The 22,086-nt window shown below is 31.6% G+C and carries 16 protein-coding genes; 10 read left to right on the top strand and 6 right to left on the bottom strand.

The genetic code is table 11. The features are described from left to right. Nucleotides 1-658: 658 nt before the first annotated feature. From thrS to rlmF, 10 genes are all read left to right on the top strand, one after another. Nucleotides 659-2,599: a threonine--tRNA ligase gene (gene thrS / locus BMY86_RS11020; protein ID WP_091469158.1), complete on the top strand. Its 1,941-nt coding sequence runs from the start codon at nucleotides 659-661 to the stop codon at nucleotides 2,597-2,599. Nucleotides 2,600-2,684: 85 nt separating this feature from the next. Beyond that, nucleotides 2,685-3,185 (top strand): translation initiation factor IF-3, encoded by a 501-nt coding sequence (infC, locus tag BMY86_RS11015; protein ID WP_143065653.1) that lies wholly within the window; start codon nucleotides 2,685-2,687, stop codon nucleotides 3,183-3,185. 102 nt (nucleotides 3,186-3,287) lie between these two features. Beyond that, on the top strand, nucleotides 3,288-3,485 hold the full coding sequence (gene rpmI / locus BMY86_RS11010) for a 50S ribosomal protein L35 (protein WP_091469151.1): 198 nt from the start codon (nucleotides 3,288-3,290) through the stop codon (nucleotides 3,483-3,485). Between the two features lie 142 nt (nucleotides 3,486-3,627). Then, nucleotides 3,628-3,972, top strand: a complete 345-nt coding sequence (gene rplT / locus BMY86_RS11005) for a 50S ribosomal protein L20 (RefSeq protein ID WP_091469147.1) — start codon at nucleotides 3,628-3,630, stop codon at nucleotides 3,970-3,972. Between the two features lie 135 nt (nucleotides 3,973-4,107). Continuing rightward, nucleotides 4,108-4,875, top strand: coding sequence for a glycine-rich domain-containing protein (locus BMY86_RS13085; RefSeq protein WP_177177170.1), 768 nt, complete (start codon nucleotides 4,108-4,110; stop codon nucleotides 4,873-4,875). Nucleotides 4,876-4,945: 70 nt separating this feature from the next. Continuing rightward, complete coding sequence (locus BMY86_RS10995; RefSeq protein WP_091469144.1) at nucleotides 4,946-5,629, top strand: hypothetical protein; 684 nt, start codon at nucleotides 4,946-4,948, stop codon at nucleotides 5,627-5,629. 3 nt (nucleotides 5,630-5,632) lie between these two features. Beyond that, nucleotides 5,633-6,310, top strand: coding sequence for a hypothetical protein (locus tag BMY86_RS10990; protein WP_143065652.1), 678 nt, complete (start codon nucleotides 5,633-5,635; stop codon nucleotides 6,308-6,310). A gap of 3 nt (nucleotides 6,311-6,313) precedes the next feature. Then, complete coding sequence (locus BMY86_RS10985; RefSeq protein WP_143065651.1) at nucleotides 6,314-6,967, top strand: hypothetical protein; 654 nt, start codon at nucleotides 6,314-6,316, stop codon at nucleotides 6,965-6,967. A 3-nt stretch (nucleotides 6,968-6,970) separates the two neighbouring features. Continuing rightward, nucleotides 6,971-7,633 (top strand): hypothetical protein, encoded by a 663-nt coding sequence (locus BMY86_RS10980; protein ID WP_143065650.1) that lies wholly within the window; start codon nucleotides 6,971-6,973, stop codon nucleotides 7,631-7,633. 41 nt (nucleotides 7,634-7,674) lie between these two features. Beyond that, the gene (gene rlmF, locus BMY86_RS10975; protein WP_091469134.1) at nucleotides 7,675-8,589 is read left to right on the top strand and encodes a 23S rRNA (adenine(1618)-N(6))-methyltransferase RlmF; all 915 of its coding nucleotides are present in this window, start codon (nucleotides 7,675-7,677) and stop codon (nucleotides 8,587-8,589) included. A gap of 321 nt (nucleotides 8,590-8,910) precedes the next feature. Here the strand turns inward: rlmF and BMY86_RS10970 are convergent, their stop codons facing one another. The 6 genes from BMY86_RS10970 to BMY86_RS10945 all read right to left on the bottom strand — a co-directional run bounded on the left by BMY86_RS10970 (nucleotide 8,911) and on the right by BMY86_RS10945 (nucleotide 21,886). Continuing rightward, on the bottom strand, nucleotides 8,911-9,609 hold the full coding sequence (locus BMY86_RS10970) for a response regulator transcription factor (RefSeq protein WP_091469132.1): 699 nt from the start codon (nucleotides 9,607-9,609) through the stop codon (nucleotides 8,911-8,913). A 3-nt stretch (nucleotides 9,610-9,612) separates the two neighbouring features. Continuing rightward, on the bottom strand, nucleotides 9,613-11,196 hold the full coding sequence (locus BMY86_RS10965; protein WP_091469129.1) for a sensor histidine kinase: 1,584 nt from the start codon (nucleotides 11,194-11,196) through the stop codon (nucleotides 9,613-9,615). 70 nt (nucleotides 11,197-11,266) lie between these two features. Continuing rightward, nucleotides 11,267-11,854 carry a dephospho-CoA kinase gene (coaE, locus tag BMY86_RS10960; RefSeq protein WP_091469127.1) on the bottom strand — a complete coding sequence of 196 codons (588 nt, stop codon included), beginning with the start codon at nucleotides 11,852-11,854 and terminating at the stop codon, nucleotides 11,267-11,269. Next, nucleotides 11,855-12,850, bottom strand: coding sequence for a glycosyltransferase family 2 protein (locus BMY86_RS10955; RefSeq protein WP_091469124.1), 996 nt, complete (start codon nucleotides 12,848-12,850; stop codon nucleotides 11,855-11,857). A gap of 77 nt (nucleotides 12,851-12,927) precedes the next feature. Next, nucleotides 12,928-16,962 (bottom strand): T9SS-dependent choice-of-anchor J family protein, encoded by a 4,035-nt coding sequence (locus BMY86_RS10950; RefSeq protein ID WP_091469121.1) that lies wholly within the window; start codon nucleotides 16,960-16,962, stop codon nucleotides 12,928-12,930. 157 nt (nucleotides 16,963-17,119) lie between these two features. Further along, nucleotides 17,120-21,886 (bottom strand): T9SS-dependent choice-of-anchor J family protein, encoded by a 4,767-nt coding sequence (locus tag BMY86_RS10945; protein WP_091469118.1) that lies wholly within the window; start codon nucleotides 21,884-21,886, stop codon nucleotides 17,120-17,122. Nucleotides 21,887-22,086: the final 200 nt, after the last annotated feature.

The raw sequence follows: 22,086 nt of genomic DNA, 5'->3' as shown, positions 1-22,086 counted from the left end.
GTGCAAAGATAACATCTTTATTTTTTATAATCCAAATCTTTTTTGAAGTTTTTTTAAAGTTTTTCGCTTTCGCCTTAAACTCAAACCCTTAAAGAATTATATCACATTAAATAAAGAACTTCGCTTGTTGTACGCTCAACTACTTGTTGATTGCGGGTGCAAAAGTACCACCTTTTTTCAATTACGCAAGCCTTTTTGAAATCTTTTTTTAAAGTTTTTTGTTAAACTCACGTTTACAGGAAGTTAGAAACGAAAGTTTTTTGACAGCAAGATGGAAGATTGAAGACGGAAGCTAGAAGTACTGATTTTACAAGTACTAATTTTACTACATATACCTATCTAAACCATTTTAAATAAAAGAATAGAATTGTAAATTCATAAAAAAGACAAAATGAGTTGCATTAAAAACACAAAACTAAGAATATTGAATTATGAAATACCAACCCCCTAGCCCTGATAGCAGCGACATCCTGTTATTGCGAGGCACAACTATACTTATAAATTAGATTGCTTCGTGCCTTGCTATGACAGATACAGCGAATAGCAGGAAATAGCTACTAAAAAAACTACTCCTATATATAGTATAGAAAACATACCTATATATATTGTATGTAATATAGCTTTGTAGTATATTTGCATTTCAATAAAAATTAAATTAATGATTAAAGTTACTTTACCCGATGGGTCGGTTAGGGAGTTTGCGAAAGGAACAACTCCAATGGATGTTGCTAAGAGTATTAGCGAAGGTTTGGCAAGAAATGTAATTTCTGCATCTTATAACGATACAACTATTGAAACTTCGACCGAATTAACCACCGATGGTAATCTTACCTTATATACTTGGAACGACAAAGAAGGAAAGAAAGCCTTTTGGCATTCTACTTCTCACGTTATGGCGCAAGCTTTAGAAGAAATGTATCCTGGAATTAAATTAACATTAGGTCCGGCGATTGATAATGGATTCTATTATGATGTTGATTTTGGTGATCATAAAATTACGGAAGCCGATTTCAAGAAGATTGAAGACCGTATTTTAGAAATCTCAAGAGAGAAGCATGAATTTAAAATGCGTCCGGTTACTAAAGCAGAAGCATTAGCTATATATAAAGGTAATGAATATAAGACTGAGTTAATTTCGAATTTAGAAGACGGAACGATTACATTTTGTGATCATGCAACGTTTACAGATTTATGTAGAGGTGGTCATATTCCGAATACAGGAATTATCAAAGCGGTTAAAATCATGAGCATTGCAGGTGCTTACTGGCGTGGTGATGAGAAAAACAAACAGTTAACTCGTGTTTACGGAACATCTTTCCCTAAACAAAAAGACTTAACGGATTATTTAGAGTTATTAGAAGAAGCTAAAAGACGTGATCATAGAAAATTAGGAAAAGAATTAGATTTATTCCATTTTTCACAACGTGTTGGACAAGGTTTACCATTATGGTTGCCTAAAGGTGCTGCTTTACGCGATAGATTAGAGCAATTTTTAAAGAGAGCTCAGAAGAAAGCAGGATACGAACAAGTAGTTACTCCACATATTGGTCAGAAAGAATTATATGTTACTTCTGGACATTATGCTAAATACGGTGCAGATAGTTTCCAACCGATAAACACTCCAGCTGAAGGTGAAGAGTTTTTATTAAAACCAATGAACTGTCCGCATCATTGTGAGATTTACAATTCTCGTCCGTGGTCGTACAAAGATTTACCAAAGCGTTATGCAGAATTTGGTACTGTTTATAGATATGAGCAATCTGGAGAATTACATGGTTTAACACGTGTAAGAGGATTTACTCAAGATGACGCGCATATTTTCTGTACACCAGATCAATTGGATGCTGAATTTAAAAATGTAATTGACTTAGTACTTTATGTATTTGGTTCGTTAGGATTTGAAAACTTTACTGCTCAAGTATCTGTAAGAGATTTAGACAATCCAGACAAATATATCGGAAGCGTTGAAAACTGGGAAAAAGCTGAAAACGCTATTATCAGTGCCGCAAGAGACAAAGGTTTAAATTATGTTATTGAACCAGGTGAAGCAGCATTCTACGGACCGAAATTAGACTTTATGGTTAAAGATGCTTTAGGAAGAAGTTGGCAATTAGGAACTATCCAGGTTGACTACAACTTACCAGAGCGTTTTGATTTACATTATAAAGGTACAGATAACGAATTACACCGTCCTATTATGATTCATAGAGCTCCATTTGGATCTATGGAACGATTTATAGCGATTTTACTTGAGCATACTGCAGGAAATTTCCCACTTTGGTTAATGCCAGAACAGGCTATTATCTTGAGTTTGAGTGAAAAATATGAAAATTATGCGAAAAAAGTTTTAGATTTGCTAGAAAATCACGAAATTCGCGCCCTAATTGACAATAGAAATGAAACTATTGGCAAGAAAATTAGAGAAGCAGAAGTGAAAAAGCTTCCGTTTATGCTGATTGTAGGTGAAGAAGAAGAAAAGAACGGCACAATTTCTGTACGTCGTCATGGACAAGAAGGAAAAGGCAATATTACCGTTACAATTGAAGAATTTGCGAAAATTGTAAACGAAGAAATAAGCAAAACATTGAAACAATTTTAAGTTTAACTAAAATTACAGAGTCATAGCAATTAGAAAAGGTAGAGGGAGTTACACTCCTAGAGAAGAAAAAACAGCAGCACACCGTATTAACAATTTAATTAGAGGTGTGGCTGAAGTACGATTAGTTGGTGAGAATATCGAACCAGGAGTTTACAAAATTGCCGATGCGTTACGTTTCGCAGAAGAGCAAGAAGTTGACTTAGTTGAAATTTCACCAAACGCAGCTCCGCCAGTTTGTAAATTGATGGATTATGGTAAATTCTTATACCAACAGAAAAAAAGGGAAAAAGAATTAAAAGCAAAGTCTAGCCAGGTTGTAATTAAAGAAATTCGATTTGGACCTCAAACGGATGAGCACGATTATGAATTTAAAAAGAAGAATGCTTTAAAATTCCTTCAAGAAGGAGCTAAATTAAAAGCGTTTGTATTTTTCAAAGGAAGATCGATTATTTATAAAGAACAAGGTCAAATTTTATTACTTCGTTTAGCTCAAGATCTAGAAGAGTTTGGAAAAGTAGAAAGTATGCCGGTTCTTGAAGGTAAGCGTATGATTATGTACATTGCTTCTAAAAAGAAAACAAAATAGTTTTTAATTAGTGTAAACTAATTTTAGAATTATATAAAAAGTAACTGAATTCTTTTCAGTGTAAAGTAAGTAAGTAAGATTAAATTAAATACCTAGGAAAAAATGCCTAAAATGAAAACAAAATCTAGTGCTAAGAAACGCTTTAAAGTGACTGGTTCTGGAAAAATCAAAAGAAAACACGCTTTTAAGAGTCACATCTTAACTAAGAAATCTAAAAAGCGTAAATTAGCTTTAACTCACTCTGCGTTAGTTCACAAAACTGACGAAAGAAGTATTAAAGAACAATTAAGAATTATGTAATCTAAACTCGCAAGAGTAAAGAAAACAAATTCCGGTTTAAATTATTTAATAACCCTGGAGTAGGCAACTTAAAGTACAAAGTTAGAAGTACGAAGTAAGAAGTGTTTAACAAACCGCCTCACTACAAAAAACATTTAAAATTATGCCAAGAGCAGTAAATTCAGTAGCTACAAGAGCTAAAAGAAAAAGAGTATTAAAACAAGCAAAAGGATTCTTCGGAAGACGTAAAAACGTTTGGACAGTAGCTAAAAATGCGGTAGAAAAAGCAATGGTTTATGCTTACCGTGATAGAAAGCAAAAGAAAAGAAATTTCCGTGCATTATGGATTATGCGTATTAACGCTGGTGCAAGATTACATGGAATGAGTTATTCTCAATTTATGGGGAAAATCAAAGCTAACAACATCGAATTAAACCGTAAGGTTTTAGCTGATTTAGCAATGAACCACTCAGAAGCATTCGCTGCTATCGTAAACCAAGTTAAATAAGAACGTTTAATCATATTTATATCTTACTTATACAAATCCCAACCAAATGGTTGGGATTTTTTTTTTACAAAACCATTACATTTACTTTAACTTTACTTAATACAAAAGTTTTAAACTTTGTAATAATTAAACTATATGACAAAAGAACAAAAACTACTTTGGGAAAAAATTTTAAACTTTAAAATTGACGATGAAAATAGTGATTTTAATTTTTCAAAAAGATTAGCAAGAGAAAATAATTGGTCGGTTAAATATTCTAAAAGTGTAATTGAAGAATACAAAAAGTTTATTTTCCTTTGCTGTATTACTAAAACTGGCGTAACACCATCAGACCAAGTAGATCAAGCTTGGCACTTACATCTAACCTATACAAAATCCTATTGGATTGATTTCTGCAAAAATACTTTAGAAAAAGAAATCCATCACAACCCAACAAACGGAGGAGAAACTGAAGCAATTAAATTTGATAACTTTTACACCAAAACAAAGGAAGATTATAAAATTGTATTCAATACAGAACCACCAATTGAAATTTGGCCAAGCAATGAAAATCGCTTTAATGAAATAGATTTCAAAAGAATTAATACAAACAGAAACTGGATAATAAAAAAACCAACTTTAAGAGAAAGAAATATATATTTAAGCATTTTCTTTTTATTCACTTCAATATTTTTAACTCAAGCCTTTTATTTGAGCTCAGACACATTTATTTTGATCATATTAATAATATTTTTCATAATTATGATTTATTATTCTAATAAAAACAATGGTGGTTCAGGTTGTTCTGGAGGATGTGCATCTGGTTGTTCAACTCATACAGGAAATCATGGTTGTTCAAGTGATAGTGGATGTGGCAGTAGCGGATGCAGTGGTTGTGGTGGTGGCTGCGGAGGTGGAGATTAGAATATAAAACTCTATCAATTTTTTAATCATTCATTTTGTTTATATTTAGCAAAACAAATAAACCTAAAAGATGATTAGAATCCTTTTATCTTGTATCGCAATCTTATCTACTATTTTCTATTGTGTTTGGGAACAGAACAAAGCCAATACAATTATGAAGGAGAATTGTATTGAGATTTATTTGTACGAAGAGCAAATTCCATTCAACAATTGTATAAAAGTCACAAAGATGAAGGATTTTAACTTTAAAGATTACCCAACTATTGACACATCAAAAGCTTATTTTGATACTATAAAAAACATCTTTACATATGCTTCAGATTTTCCTTTATCTAAAAATAAAATTAAAAAAAATCCCATAATAAAGAATAATCATATTCAAAAGTATGACTTAATAAATAATAACCTTCAATTAAATTATATTGAAGACTTAAAAATTAGAAATCATTCAGAAATCTACAACTTAACTCAATTTGTAATTTGTGTAAACAAAGAACCCACTTTCAATGGTTACTTTTATACTGGTTTTGGAGCAAGAAGATGTTATTCTAATTTTATCTACTATTTCCCTTATATTAGTTTTTTAAAACAACAGAAAAACAAATCACTTTTTCCAAACAAAATAGTACATAAATCTAAATTAGAATTTTTACTAAATAAAGAAACTGGATCAGAATTCAATAAAATAGATATAAAAAAAGACTATCCCGAATTATATCAAGCTTTCAAGAATTCAAACAGATTAATCGAATAAATTATGATTAGAATAGTTATCAGTTGTATCGCAATCTTATCTACTATTTTCTATTGTGTTTGGGAACAGAATAAAGCGAATACAATTATGAATGAGAATTGTATTGAGATTTATTTGTATGAAGTTTATGTAATGCCAAAAAATTGTGTTTGGTATAAAGATGCAAATAGACCTAATTCATTCGTTATTGCTGCAAATAAAAGTTTTGTTGACACTATAAAAAACCAATATAGTCATGGAAAAGAATTCGATCTAAACTCTAAAAACAAAAAAGTTTTACTTTTTAAAAATTCTGATATTTTAAATTTCAATATTGGAAATAAACATAAAATAGAGCATTTCATTTTAAATCAATTTAAACATATAAAAAATTTCACTTGGGATACTCCTTTAGAATTAAAACAATTTGTATTATGTTTAAATAAAAAACCAATAATTAATGGATATTTCAGCAATGGTTTATTATCTCGTTATTTTGATGATGAAGTACTTATGTATAGTATAACAGCAAGTGAATCTAATTTTAAAAGAGATTTAAGATTTTTAAAACCTATAAGACAATATTATCAAAGAAAATTATTTTTAGTTAATTTAAAAGGAGATAGAAAACCAATCAACCTTCAAAAAGACTATCCCGAATTATATCAAGCATTCAAGAATACGAATAGATTAATCGAATAAATTATGATTAGGATAGTTATCAGTTGTATCGCAATCCTATCTACTATTTTCTATTGTGTTTGGGAACAGAACAAAACCAATACAATCATGAATGAAAATTGTATTGAGGTTTATTTGTATAAGGAGTTTATTACTCCAGAACATAATATTCCATTAAAAGAATCTGAATATTACAGAATAAATAAAAATTCTGAACTTAAAGATATAGACGAAGTATATTTAAACAGATTAGCTTTTGACACAATTAAAAAGAAAATAGTTGTCAAACATGGAGGCTTTAAAAACAAATTAAATTTGATTGAATCAAAACCTTTTATAAATAATAATGAAATAATATGTTTTCAAAACACAGCAAAACCACTAAGCACTGCGATAATTTCAAAAAAGAAAATTTTACCAAAAGTAATTAATTATAAAATTTGGGATAATCATTTAAAACAATTTGTAATTCTAGTAAATAAAAAACCAATTATAAATGGTTATTTGTATTGTGTACTTTCTAGTAGCATTTGTGAAAACACTAATATATTAATTTATACAAAAGATGAATTAATTCTTTTAAATTTTAAAGACAGGAATTTAACCAACATAAACCTTCAAAAAGACTATCCCGAATTATACCAAGCTTTCAAGAATACGAATAGATTAATCGAGTAAATTATGTTTAGAACAGTTATCAGTTGTGCAGTTATACTTTCCACCATTTTCTTTTGTGTTTGGGAAAAGAATAAAGCGAATACAATTATGAATAAGAATTGCATTGAGATTTATTTGTATGAAGATTACGTAATGCCAGAGAATTGTGTTTGGTATAAAGACACAGATAATTATGATAACTCATATAGAGCAGCTGAAAGAAGTATTTTTGATACTATAATAAATAAACATTTACAAGGGAAAGAATTTAATCTGAATAATAAATTTGATAAAACTCTTATTATTAAAAATGAAGAAATAATAAATTTTAAAAATCAATACTTGCTAATAAATCTAAAAAAATACCATCAACTATTTCAATGGGAATCACCAATTAATTTAAAACAATTTGTAATAACTGTCAATAAAAAGCCTGTTCTAAATGGATATTTCCACAAAACTATTATGTCTTACATAGTTCATGACGAAGTATTATTGTATGACACAACAGGTTTAGATACAAAGCACAAAACTAAATCAGGATTTTACAAAAATTACTTAAAGCCCGAACATTGTGACTTGTATTTATTTAACTTTAGAAATGGAGACATGAAGAACATCAACCTTAAAAAAGATTATCCTGAGCTATATAATGCTTTTAAAAATACCAACCGATTAGTAGAATAGTTGTATATTTTTAATTGTACCTTTGCCGCTTATAATAGCATATGGAAAACAACGAAATTAATCTTCACTTTGAAGGTTTACACCCAAGAAACAAACATGTTGGTAAATATGATTTTGACCAACTGATAAAAACACATCCCGATTTAAACTTACACGTTATAAAAAATAAGGTTGGAGAAAAAACTATAAACTTCTCTAATCCAATTGCAGTAAAAGCATTAAACAAAGCTTTATTAATGCATTTTTACAACTTAAAATATTGGAACATTCCGAAAACAAATCTTTGTCCGCCTATTCCTGGTAGAGCAGAATACATACATCATATAGCTGATGTATTAGCAACTACGAATAATGGAGAAATTCCAACTGGAAAATCAGTAAGAATACTAGATGTTGGTATTGGTGCGAACTGCATCTACCCTATTATTGGAAATCATGAATACGGTTGGTCGTTTGTTGGAACGGAAGTCGACAAACAATCGATGCTTTCAGCAAAAACTATTATCAGTAAAAACCCAAAACTAAGCGAACATGTTTCGGTACGTTTTAACGATAACAGACGTAATGCTTTTAAATATCTTTTAGATTCTGATGAAAGATTTGATTTTGTAATGTGCAATCCACCTTTTCATTCTTCTCGAGAAGAAGCCAATGAAGGTTCGAAGCGAAAAATTAAAAACTTAGGTGGAAAAGTAACAGACAAACCCGTTTTAAATTTTAGCGGTCAGAATAATGAATTATGGTGTGAAGGCGGCGAATTAGCTTTCATCCGAAACATGATTTACGAAAGTGTTCATTTTAAACATCAATGTAAATGGTTTAGTTCCATCGTTTCAAAAAAGGCAAATTTAAAACCCTTATACAAGCACTTAAAGAAAGTTGGTGTAACCAACAGTACAACCTTACATTTGGCAAACGGTAATAAATCGACACAGATTATTTGTTGGCATTTTTAATTAAGCAAAGTAAACAATTGTAAAAATGCAGTTGAAGTTTATTAATTAAAAAACTAATAATAACGCATTAAGAATAAAACAAATTATAATTGCTATAATTAAAATCACGAAAACAAATCCTTTTTTGGTAAAAACGAATGGTGATTTATTCTTTAGAAATTGTAAATCCTCTTTCATAAGTTTTCATTTTTTTATAGTGATATAAAATTATAAACTAAACTTATAAGAAAGAAAAATTTGTTGTAGAACGCAGTTTTTTGTATTTGACGGACTAAAACATAGGAAAATAACTAAAAAAAGGAGCTTTAAGCTCCTTTTTTATTATTGATTAATTACTAATCTAAATCCTTCACCGTGTATGTTTAAAATTTCTACACGTTCGTCTTGTTTTAAATATTTACGCAATTTTGCAATGTAAACATCCATACTTCTAGATGTAAAATAATTGTCGTCTCTCCAAATTTTTGTTAACGCTAATTCTCTTGGCATTAAATCATTTTCATGTAACGCTAACATTTTTAATAATTCAGATTCTTTAGGAGATAATTTAATTGGCTCCTCTTTTTCGAAAGTTAAAAATCTTAACTTAGAATTTAAATGGAATTTACCAATATTGAATTCGAAAACAGTAGAATCTGGTTTTGTTTCTGAAGCTTTTCTTTGAATAATTGCTTTAATTTTCATTAATAAAACTTCCGAATCAAATGGTTTGTTTAAATAATCATCTGCTCCTACTTTATATCCTTTTAACACATCTTCTTTCAACGTTTTAGCCGTTAAGAAAATGATAGGCACTTCTGCGTTTTTCTCTCTAATTTCTCTTGCTAATGTATATCCATCTTTATACGGCATCATAACATCTAAAATACATAAATCAAAAGTTCCTTTTTTGAATTTTTCAAAACCTTCCATTCCGTTTTTAGCTAATGTTACCTCAAAATCATTCAATGATAAATAATCTCTCAAAACAGATCCAAAATTTGGATCATCTTCTACTAATAATATTTTTTTTGCTTCCATATCTTAATTAATTAATGGCAATTTTATAATAAATGTACTTCCTTTTCCTTTTTCACTTTCAACAAACACATGTCCGTTATGATCATCTACAATTTGTTTTACGTAAGCTAAACCTAAACCATGACCTTTTACGTTATGCAAATCGCCGGTATGTTCTCTAAAAAATTTGTCAAAAACTTTTTTCTGAGCAGCTTTAGACATACCTATTCCGTTGTCTTCCACTTTTATAACAATAAAATCTTTTATATTTTCTGTATAAACATTAATAATTGGTCTGTCTACAGAATACTTCATGGCATTATCTAAAATATTGACTAATACATTAGTAAAATGTACATCATTCAATAATACTGTATTTCTTGTGGCGTTAAAATGAGTATAAATCTCCCCTTCTCTATCTTCTAAAATCAAACTAACGTGTTCAATAGCATCTTCAATGAAATCTTCTACATTAGCTGGTTCTTTCTTAATATCCAGTTCGTTTTTCTCTAATTTTGAAATTCTAAGAACGTTTTCTACTTGAGCATGCATTCTTTTATTTTCATCCTTAATCATTTGAAGATATTTTTGAACTTTATCTCTATCTTCTATAATTTTCGGATTTTTAATCGCATCTAAAGCTAAATTTATAGTTGCAATTGGTGTTTTAAACTCATGCGTCATGTTATTTATGAAATCTGTTTTAATTTCAGAAATTTGTTTTTGCATGATTAATTGTTTTAATGCGCTTGTATAGGTAACTAAAATAATTACGACAAACAAAAGCGATAAAATAGTCATTGGCAACATCGAAGAAAATACGAATTTTGCTTTATTTGGAAACCTTAATAATAGTTTATAGTCGGTTTTTCCATCGGCATCTAATAAAATTGGTACACTATACGTAGTGTTTTTATCGTATCTAAATTCTTCCGATTTAATTTTTGTAGCTAAACCATTTTTGTAAACAGCAAATTCATAAGGCGTTTTTAATTCTGATTTATACAATTCAAAATTTAAAACATCATTAACCAATTTTGAAGAAATTCTACTCTGAATTGGTCGGTTTAATAAAACATCTTTATATAATAATTCGAATTGTACTCTATCTAAAATTTCTAGCATTCCCGATTTTTGTATCGAAACACTTGGTTGAGAATTAGTAGTTAAACCACTACCATCTAACGAATTATCTTTATAAATTTCTGTTTTTCTATTTGCTGAATAATCTTTAATATTGATTTTTCCTGCATTTTTATCAAAGAACGAAGCGCTTAAACCAAAATCTTCAGGAACTATAGTGTTTGTATATATTAATATTTCTTTTGTATTCGAATCTTTCTCGTAATAAAAAAGCTTTTTTAATTGTTCTTTTTTAGGTTCTCTACCCGTACTGTCTCTGAATTTTTTTACTGAAGTATAAAAATCGACCATTTCTTTGTCGTTCAGTTTTTGAGAAACATTATTCAATACCACTAAAGCATGATGTCTGAATTGTTCATCATTTTTTTGGAAGGAACTATTGATCCAATATAGCTGTACTAAAATAATTCCTATGAGTGAAATACTCATTAAAAGAACTAATATTCTAAACCTCGTTTTATTCATTTATACAAAGTTAAGAGGTTACAAGGAAATGTTAAAACAATTAACCAAATATTAACAAAATTGTTAAAATTCAATTTATTTTCAAATTTTTGATTAAAATATCGACCATTTTATACGTATTCTGTATATTATCGTTTACGATAATATGAGTCGCTAATTTTTCTTTTTCTTCTTCAGAAAGTTGATTATTAATTATTTGAAGTACTTTTTCTCGAGTTGTGTTATCTCTTTCAATAACCCTTGCAATTCTAGTTTCTAAAGGTGCTGTTACTAAAATAGTTGCATCACAGAGTTTGTGTCCATTAGTTTCAAACAAAATGGCTACTTCTTTAATTATAAAAGGAGCATTTTGATGTTCTTTTACAAAATTTTCAAAATCCTTTTTTACTTTAGGATGCACAATTTTGTTGAGTGCTTCTAATTTTTCATTATGATGAAAAACGATATTTCTAATTTTTTTTCGATCGAGTAATCCTTTTTTTGTAAGTACATTTTCGTCAAAAATAGCTTGAACTTCTTTTATCACTTCGGGTGAATCCATTATTTTCTTGGCTTCATCATCAGCAATGTAAACTGGAATGCCTTTTTCAGCAAAATATTTGGCTACTGTTGTTTTCCCAGAACCAATTCCACCTGTAAGTCCAATTATTTTTGTCATTTATTTTCTAAAAAAAAGTTTAGGAAATGCCATTTCAGGTTTTTGTTTTAAGAGTTGGACTTTTATAAATGAATTTAAAAATCCTTTTCCATAACCATAAAACTGAATTTTCGCTGCAATTACACTATAAAAAGCTATACTTAAAGATTTGTTTTGAATTAAGGAAGAAACAAACAATAACACAAAATAAATTACATAAGCATAAAAAAAATAGGGAAATTTAATTAGTAAGCATAAAACTGAAAACAAGAATCCTAGTAAAAACAATGTTGGAAACCAAAAAGTAATTTTTGCATATTCTGGATACCATGAATTTAAAATAGGTCTTGCTAATCCAAATTTATTAACTTGAATGTAGAATTTATTCCAATCTATTCTTCTTTTATGATAAACAAAAGCATTTGAAATTAATTTTGTTTTGTATCCTAATTTCCAAAGTCTAATGGATAAATCTGGATCTTCACCTGGATGAATATTTCCAAATCCATTAGAATCTTCAAAAGCTTTTTTAGACAATCCCATATTAAAACTTCTAGGCTGAAATTTTCCTATTTTTTCACTTCCGCCTCTAATTCCACCTGTGGTTAGAAAAGAAGTCATGGTAAAGTTGATAGCTTTTTGAATATTTGAAAATGAATCCAAAGCTGCATCTGGTCCACCAAAACAATCTACATATTCTTTTGTCAATTCTTCATGAACTGTTTGTAGATACATTGGAGGAATAATACAATCTGAATCTAAAATGATGAAATAATCACCTTTAGCTACTCTCATTCCGTAATTTCTTGAATCACCCGGTCCAGAATTAGGTTTGAAATAATAACTAACATTTAATTGAGAATATTTTTCAATAATATGCTTACATGTAATTGTAGATCCATCTTCAATGATTACAATTTCATAATCATTAGAATAGGTTTGTTTAGTTAAACTTTCTAATAATTCGTCAATTTCTTCTGGTCTATTATATATAGGTATGATTAATGAAAAATACATATTAACTTAATTTACAACAAAGATAAAACAAAAAAGTCCCGATTTCTCGGGACTTTAGTAAAATATTTAATAAGAAATTATTCCTTAATAACTTTTATTGAGTGTACAGTATCTTCAACTGTAATATTCACAATGTATGTTCCAGCTGATAAACTTGATAAATTAACTTGAACATCATTAGCATTATAATTAGATTTTAATACTTCTTGACCTAATAAGTTAACTACTCTTACATTATTAATAGTTGAACTATACGATAAGTTTAAGATATCTTTAACTGGATTTGGATACGCTACAAAGTTAGATGCATTAAATGAAGATGAACCTAAAACAGTATCAACAACGAAATCTAATGTAACTCCATAAGCTCCTCCATAACAAGGATTTGGTGGTACTTGACCATCATCAGCTGTACCAATTCTCATTCTATGAGGACCAGTTGGTGCAGTTAATGGCATAGTAAATGAAGCATCAACTGTATTTGGTTGTACAGCAGTACATGCAATACCTGTTTTTACTAATTCACCTGCATCATCAAAATCAAAATCGTTATTAAAATCAATCCAGATATTGATATCATAAGTATAACCAGTACTAAATGTTAATTGAACATTTGTATTTGCACCTTGTGCAACCATTTCTGGAACAGCAGTTAAGTCAACATAAGTAACATCAGCAATTGGGTTTGTAGTTGCACCAACTACAGCTGAAGTAATACCTGTACCATCATTAGAAGTTGGCACAGAAGGACAGTAACATCCTGTAGCAGAAGTAGTAAATGATTGTTCCGTACAACCAGTTGCAGAACCTGCTCCATTATAAGGAACAACTTTCCAGTAATAAGTTGTAGAAACAGTTCCACTGAATGAGTATGAATTTGTTCCAACGTTAACAGCATTTGCAACATCAGTTCCACCTGGAGTAGTTCCAACAGAAACATAATAACCATTAGCTGAAGCAGTAGCATCCCAAGTTAAATTATTTGCAAAGTTACCACAAGCATTTGGTGTAGCAACTAAGTTAGAGGCACAAGCTGGAGGTAATGTTGGAGATAATTTCACTTCAACATCGTCAAAAGCAACATACCAAGGACCACCTGATGGTTCATTTACTCTAAATGCGAAGTAATATGTTCCAGATGTAGAAGGCACGAATGATCTTGTAACTTGTGCATAAGGCTGAATAGCAATAGTACCTGTTCCAGGAACAACATATTGAGCACCTAATTGAGTAGCTCCTGTTGAACTTTGTGAAGAGTTTACAAAGAAATCAACTCTCCAAGTATCATCACCATCACCTTGAATCCAAGATGAAAAATCATATGAAGTTCCGGCAACTAAATCGAAACCAGGTGTCCACATAAATTCATTAGTTGCAGACCAAGCATCTCTTAAATAATTAGCACCCGAATGTGGTGTGTTATATGTTGTACCATTTGAAGTCTCATAACCACCATTTTCTTCTAACCAACATTGTGGAATAGCAGGAGTTGTTACTGAATCAAAATTTTCAATCCATGGTAATGAAGCTACAGGAGCACATAAAGTTGTAAATGTAGTTGTAGACCAGTTACCATAAGTACTTCCTGAACATGTTGAACGTACATGTAAATAATAAACCGTTTGAGGATTTAAACTTGAAGTAGAATTAAAAATAGCTGAAATTGCAGTACCTGATGCAGGTGGTGTTGCAGAAGTTGTTATTGCATATTCATATCCAATTGCACCTCCACCAGACATGTCATTCCAAGAATAATCAACTGTTGTTGCAGTAACAGTTCCAACAGTTAATCCCATTAAATCAGGACAAGTTGGAGATAAACGAACTTCAAAATTATCAATTGAGAAATCAATATCAGCTGCACCATCAGTTGCACCTTCTACTGCTCTAAATGCAAAACGAACTGTTTGACCAGAATAAGCATCTAAATCTAAAGCTAAAGGAGTTGCAGTAATACCTGGTTGATTTGTATCGTTATAAGTATGTAATACTATCCAGTTATCTGTACCAGTAGAAGAAACTAAAACTTCAATAAAATCATCAGATTCCCATGGAGTTGTAGGCACTCCAGTTCCATTATATTGTACAGCAGCTGCATCAAATTTTAATTCATATCCAGTTGTTGGAATAGAAAATTCTGGTGAAATAACCCAATCATTAGCACCAGTCATAAAAATATTATTTCTAATAGCCCCAGTAGTACCATTATTTGCTAATCCATCTGCTCCCCAACCAGATGCTGTAAATGCAGCAGGTCCAGCTGTTAAATCACCGTTAACACCATTCATCCAACAAGCATTTGGTAAAAATGTATTAAAAGGCTCTAAATGAGGTAATGCTGTAATTGCAGCACAACCTGTTGTAAAAGTAGTTGTAGACCAATTTCCAAAAGTACTTCCAGAACAAGCAGCGCGAACATGTAAATAATAAACCGTTTGAGGTGTTAAACTTGAAGTTGTATTAAAAATTGTAGCAATAGCAGTACCAGAAGCTGGTGGTGTTGCAGAAGTTGTAACTGCATATTCGTAACCTGTAGCTCCTCCACTTGACATATCATTCCAAGAATATTCAACTGTTGTTGCTGTAACAATACCAACAGTTAAGCCCATTAAATCAGGACAAGTTGGAGATAAACGAACTTCAAAATTATCAATTGAAAAATCAATATCTGCTCCTCCATCTGTAGCACCTTCTACTGCTCTGAATGCAAAACGAACTGTTTGACCTGAATAAGCATCTAAGTCTAAAGTTAAAGGAGTTGCAGTAATTCCTGGTTGATTTGTATCGTTATAAGTATGTAAAACTGTCCAGTTAGTTGTACCAGTAGAAGAAACTAAAACTTCAATAAAATCATCAGATTCCCATGGAGTTGTAGGTGCATTTGTACCATTCCATTGTACAGCAGCTGCATCAAATTTTAATTCATATCCAGTTGCTGGAATAGAAAATTCTGGTGAAATAACCCAATCATTAGCACCAGTTGTATAAATATTATTTCTAATAGCACCTGTAGCACCATTATTAGCTAATCCATCTGCTCCCCAACCTGAAGCTGCAAACGAAGCTGGACCAGCAGTAGTATCTCCATTTAAACCGTTCATCCAACATGTATTTGGTAAAAATGTATTAAATGGCTCTAAATGTGGAAATGCACTAATTGGAGCACATAAAGTCATAAATGAAAATGAATTCCAAGAACTAAAAGTTCCACCACAATTAGATCTAACAAATACATAATATGTAGTTTGTGGTAATAAAGAAGAAATTGGTTCCGATAAATTTGTAGTTGCTGTACCAGCACCAGCAGGAGTTGTATTTGTAGTCGACACCACATATTCATAACCAGTTGGAGCAGGTGTAGCTGGATTCCAACCAATTGTTGCTGTAGTTGCTGTAACTGCAGATGAGTTTAAACCACTTGGTGCTGAACACGAAGGCGGTGTAAATCGATACATTTTATTTGCAATATTTGTAACTGCAGTTATGTTATGATTTTGAACAGTACTTGAAGAAGTTCCTGGGGCACCTGGAGTTACACATTGGTATCCAGACACATCACTTAATCCTATAGTAGCAGTTAATGCTCCAGCAGTTGCTAAAGTTCCATAATGAAACTCAATTACATTTGTAGTTTCATACAATTTGATTTGATAATTTGCTAAGTTAGTACCACTTGTGCTCCCACTTCCTCCAATATTTACTGCGTTATAATCAACAGTTAAGATTTGATTTGGTGCAGAACCAGTAACACTATAAGTAATAGCACCAGTATTTCTATGGTTATCATCCCATAAAGCTGCTATTAAAGGTCTGAAATTTGCTGATGCAAAATTTGTTGCATCGTTTGTCCAACCAGACCCTGGAATGTTACCTCCTAATCTAATCCAACCATTAGTTGTAACACTAAATGTTGTAAAGTCTACCCCTCCATATTTAAAGGTAAAACCAATTGGTAATCCGTTTTGAGTACCATCATCACCTGTTGCGGTAATGTTTGTTCCTCCTAGGGCTGCATAAGCTCCGGCACCTTCAGTGAATGTATATCCACTTACTTGTGCAGTTATTTGCATACTCGTAAAGAGCGCAAATAGCCAAAAAGTAATTTTTTTCATTATTAATATTTTTTTGTTTAGTTCTTGTAAAGAAAACAAAAAAAAATTAATTGTTGTTAAAACATTAAGGAATTATCGATAAAATGCAGATTTCATCGATAAAATAAAAAAATCCCGCTTTAGGCGGGATTTTTATAACAATTAATAAATATTAAAATTATTCTTTAATAACTTTTATTGTATGGATAATATCATCAGCTGTAATGTTTACAATATAAGCACCTGCAGATAAAGTAGACATATTAACTTGAATATCGTTTCCATTTACGTTATTATTTAATACTTCTTGTCCAAGTAAATTAACTACACTTACTTTAGTAATTGCAGAATTATATGATAAATTTAATATATCTTTTACTGGGTTTGGATAAGCAACAAAGTTAGAAGTATCAAATGTACTTGAACCTAATACTTCGCTTACTTGAATTCCAAATGTTCCTGCAGTTGCAGTACCCCATCTATCCACTTGAACATAATAAGTATTTCCTGGAGTTAAAGCTGCTACAGAAATAAATGAACTAAATCCAACAGTAGTACCACCATCTTGGTCGCAACCTAAATTAGCAGCTAAAGTTGTTAAATCAGAACAAGTAACTCCTGTTCCAGCATAAACAGCAATTTCAGTATCACCACTTCCTAATGTTCCACCAGCAAAATCGGTAGTTACTTCAACTGTTCCTGAAGTTGGAGCGATAAAGCTATACCAAACAGAACCGTTAATACCACTATTGAAACATGCTGGAACTGGCTCTGAAGTTTGTGCAGTTGCACCTACTAAAGTTTGTGTAATTCCTGTTGGAGTACCTAATGTTAATGCTGTAGCATTACATAAATTATCATTTACTGGAGGTGTTGGTAAAGTTGTAAAGTTAATTGTAGACCAAGTACTATAAACTCCAGCACCACATACTGAACGAACATGGAAATAATAAGTAGTTGAACCAGTTAATCCTGAAGCTGAATAAGTATTAGGCGTAATTGAAGTTCCTGAACCTGCTGGATCTGTAGCTACGTTATCTAAAACATATTCGTAACCTAAAGTTGCAGAAGCAACAGCAGCCCAGTTTAAATCAGCTGAAGCAGAAGTAACATTAGATGAAGATGGACTTGGTGGTAAACAAGCTGGTTGAGCAATTACCGAAACCGTATAATCTTCAAATTCTCCTCTTGTTACTGCAGCACATGGGTTACTTGGGTTACTCGAGTTAAAATCAGTAGCCACTCTCATTCTATAATTACCAATTGGTGTACCAGCTGGAATTGTAATAGTTCCAGTAAATGGTCCATTACCATATGCTGTAGTATTAAATACTTTTTCAGTAGCATTATTTAAAATTAAATCGTTATTCCAATCAATCCAAATTGCAAATCCAACAGTTCCACCAACGATAGTTCCATTAAAACTAAATGCACTCGTTGCATAACCTTCAACAAATTGAGAAGTAGCATTTAAATATCCTCCAGTTGTAAATCCTGAAGCTAAATTTGAAATATTTTGTGAACCACCGGTTGTTGTAAAATTACTAATATAAGAAGCAGATCCAGAACTTGAAGGTGTACAATATCCAGTAAAGAATGATAATGTAGACCATACTCCATAATTTCCAGAACCACAATCAGTTCTAACATGTAAATAATATACTGTTTGACCTGTTAATCCAGTTGCTAAATAATATGTATTTGTTGTTGGAGTTCCAGATGCAGGTGGAGTTGCAGAAGTTGTAACTGCATATTCGTATCCTGTTACACCAGATCCAGATAAATCATCCCAAGATGTATTAGCAGTTGTAAATGTCATTCCACTAACTACCAATCCTGTTTGATCTGCACAAGCAGGAGATTGACGTACTTGAAAATCATCAATAAAGAAATCAATAGAAGCAGCACCATTACTTGTACCTTCAAATGCTCTATAAGCAAAACGAACAGTTTGTCCTGCAAATGCATCAAGATCAATAATTTTTAAACTACCAGTATTTGATGGTACATTTGTATCGTTATACGTATACAATACTGACCAGTTATTTGTTCCTGTTGTTGATACTAAAACTTCTACAAAATCATCCGTTTCCCATGCAGTAGTTGGAGCTACTGTTCCACCACTTTGATTAGCAGCTGCTTTAAATTTTAATTCATAACCTGTTGCAGGAATTGTAAATTGAGGAGAAAGAATCCAATCGTTATCAACAGCTCCATCAATAGTAATTCTTGCGGCACCTGTTGTTCCAACATTTGCAAATCCGTCAGCTAACCAACTTGAAGCAGTAGCACTAATTGTTGCAGGACCAGCAGTTAAATCACCATTATCTGCTTCTGACCAACAAACTGATGGCAAATAAGTAGCAAATGGTTCTAAATGAGGAAAAACAGTTACAGGTGAACATCCAGTTGTAAATGATGTTGTTACCCAAACACCATAAGTACTACCCGCACAAGTTGCACGTACATGTAAATAATAAGTAGTTAATGGACTTAAACCTGTAGCAGCATAGTAAGTAAGTGTTGTAGCAGTACCAGATGCAGGTGGAGTTGCAGTGGCTGTAATAGCATATTCATATCCAACAGCACCATTTCCTGAAGCATCACTCCAAGAAGTATCTGCAGTTGTACCTGTAATATTTCCAACAGTTAATCCGTTAATATCAGGACATGAAGGAGATAAACGGATTTCAAAATCATCAATAGAAAAATCGATATCAGCTGAACCATTTGTTGCACCTTCTACAGCTCTAAATGCAAGACGAATCGTTTGACCCGCATAAGCATCTAAATCTAATGTTAATGGTGTTGCAGTTGTAGCTGGTTGATTTGTATCATTATATGTATGTAATACAGTCCAGTTTGTTAAACCTGTAGAAGAAACTAAAACTTCAATAAAATCATCAGTTTCCCAAACATTAGTTGGAACATTCGTCGTACCAAATTGAGTTGCAGCTGCAACAAATCTTAATTCATATCCAGTTGTAGGAATTGTAACTTGAGGAGAAATTAACCAGTCATTTGCACCTGTTGTCCAAATTTCATTTCTAACAGCACCTGTAGTACCTACATTTCCTAATCCATCAGCAACCCATCCTGAACCTGTTGTAGAAGTTGGACCAGTTGTTATATCACCACCTGTTCTATTAAACCAACAAACGCTTGGTAAAAATGTTGCAAATGGCTCTAAATAAGGTAAAGTTGTAATTGCTGCACATCCTGTTGTAAATGTAGATGTAGACCAGTTTCCATAAGTACTTCCAGCACATTCAGCTCGTACATGTAAATAATATGTCGTTAAAGGTGTTAATCCTGAAGCTGCATAATAAGTTAAAGTTGTAGCCGTTCCTGATGCAGGAGGCGTAGCAGAAGTTGTAATTGCATATTCATATCCAAGAGCCCCATTTCCTGAAGCATCTCCCCAAGAAGTATCAGCAGTTGTACCTGAAATATTTCCAATTGTTAAACCAGTTACATCCGGACAAGTAGGTGTTAAACGTACTTGGAAATTATCAATTGAAAAATCAATATCAGCCAATCCATTTGTACCACCTTCAATAGCTCTGAAAGCTAAACGAATTGTTTGTCCAGCATAGGCATCTAAATCTAAAGACAAAGAAGTACCCATATTACTTGGTTGATTGGTATCATTGTAAGTATGTAATACAGTCCAGTTAGTTAATCCAGTTGAAGAAACTAGAACTTCAATTGAATCGTCTGTTTCCCAAGGAGTAGTTGGTACAATTGTACCATTCCATTGTGTAGCAGCTGCATCAAATTTCAATTCATATCCTACTGCAGGAATAGTAATTTCAGGCGAAATTAACCAATCATTTGCACCTGTTGCCCAAATTTCATTTTTAACTGCACCAGTAGAACCTACGTTTCCAAATCCATCAGCAACCCATCCAGATCCTGTAGTTGAAGTAGGACCAGTAGTTAAATCTCCACCAGTTCTGTTGAACCAACAAATACTTGGTAAAAATGTAGCAAAAGGTTCTAAATGTGGTAAAGTTGTAATTGGCGAACATAATGTTGTGAAATTAACTGGTCCAAGCCAAATACTGCTATCACCAGGAGCACAATTAGCTCTTACATAAACTTCATAATTAGTTGCAGGATTTAATCCACCAGCAGTGTATGGAGGAGCAGCAAAAATTTGTGTTCCAGCACCTGTTGGATAACCAGTACCTTGAGGTTGTACAACATAAGCCCATTCTGTTTCAGAACCACCTGGAGTCCAGTTTATATTAACTGAGTTTGATGTAATTCCAGAAGTTGTTAAAACAGTTGGAGTTGGACAAGATACAGGAAAATCAAAACCAATCATTGGTCTTCTGTAATTTGAACTTGTTAATGAAGTTGGATAAGTACCCGATGTATTATTAAGATACTTAGTTGTATTGTTATTAGAAGTTGTAATACAAGGAGCAGTATATTCATAACTCCAAGATATAGTACTACTTGCAGTAGTATTTTGATACTCCATAAATACCGCTAAATTTTGAGTACCAGAATAAGTAAATGATCCTGTTAATGGAAATGATTTCCAACCAACTGTACTTCCTACAATTGCTGCAGGGTTATTATCATAAACTAATGTAGCTCCTGTTATTGCTGTAGCCCAATCTAAAGCAGCAGAACCCCAATCTGACATAGAAACTTCCTTCAAATAAATTTTAAAGTTTGGCGTTCCTGCCATTGTTAAAGTAGCATTAGTTCTTTTAAAATACATACTTGTAAGTAACTTACCAGTAAGTGCTCCTACTTGAGAAGCAGGATAAATAGTTGCTGTTCTATTCGTGGCATTTGCAGATGACACACTATTCATAGGGCCATATGTATTACCACCTAGCTCAGCACTACATGAATTAATTGTCCAGGTTTGTGCATTTATTTGGGTAAATGCGAACAAAAGACAAATCAAAAAAATAATTTTTTTCATGGATTGTGATTTAGTTAATATTCTTAACAAAATAACTAATTATATCAAAATGTGATGATTAAAAGTTAATATTGAACGTTGAATGGTAATTTTTATCGACAAAATGCAAAAAAAATATAAAATTTTACAAAATATAACATTTCCGAAAAATTCTGTGAATTATGACTAATTCACAAAATAATCACAAATTAAATTTGGAT

This window comes from Flavobacterium urocaniciphilum (genome assembly GCF_900110615.1).
In the GTDB taxonomy this organism is placed as follows: Bacteria; Bacteroidota; Bacteroidia; order Flavobacteriales; family Flavobacteriaceae; genus Flavobacterium; species Flavobacterium urocaniciphilum.
Note: the sequence above shows the minus strand (reverse complement) of the source record. Positions and strands in the feature narration are given on the sequence as shown.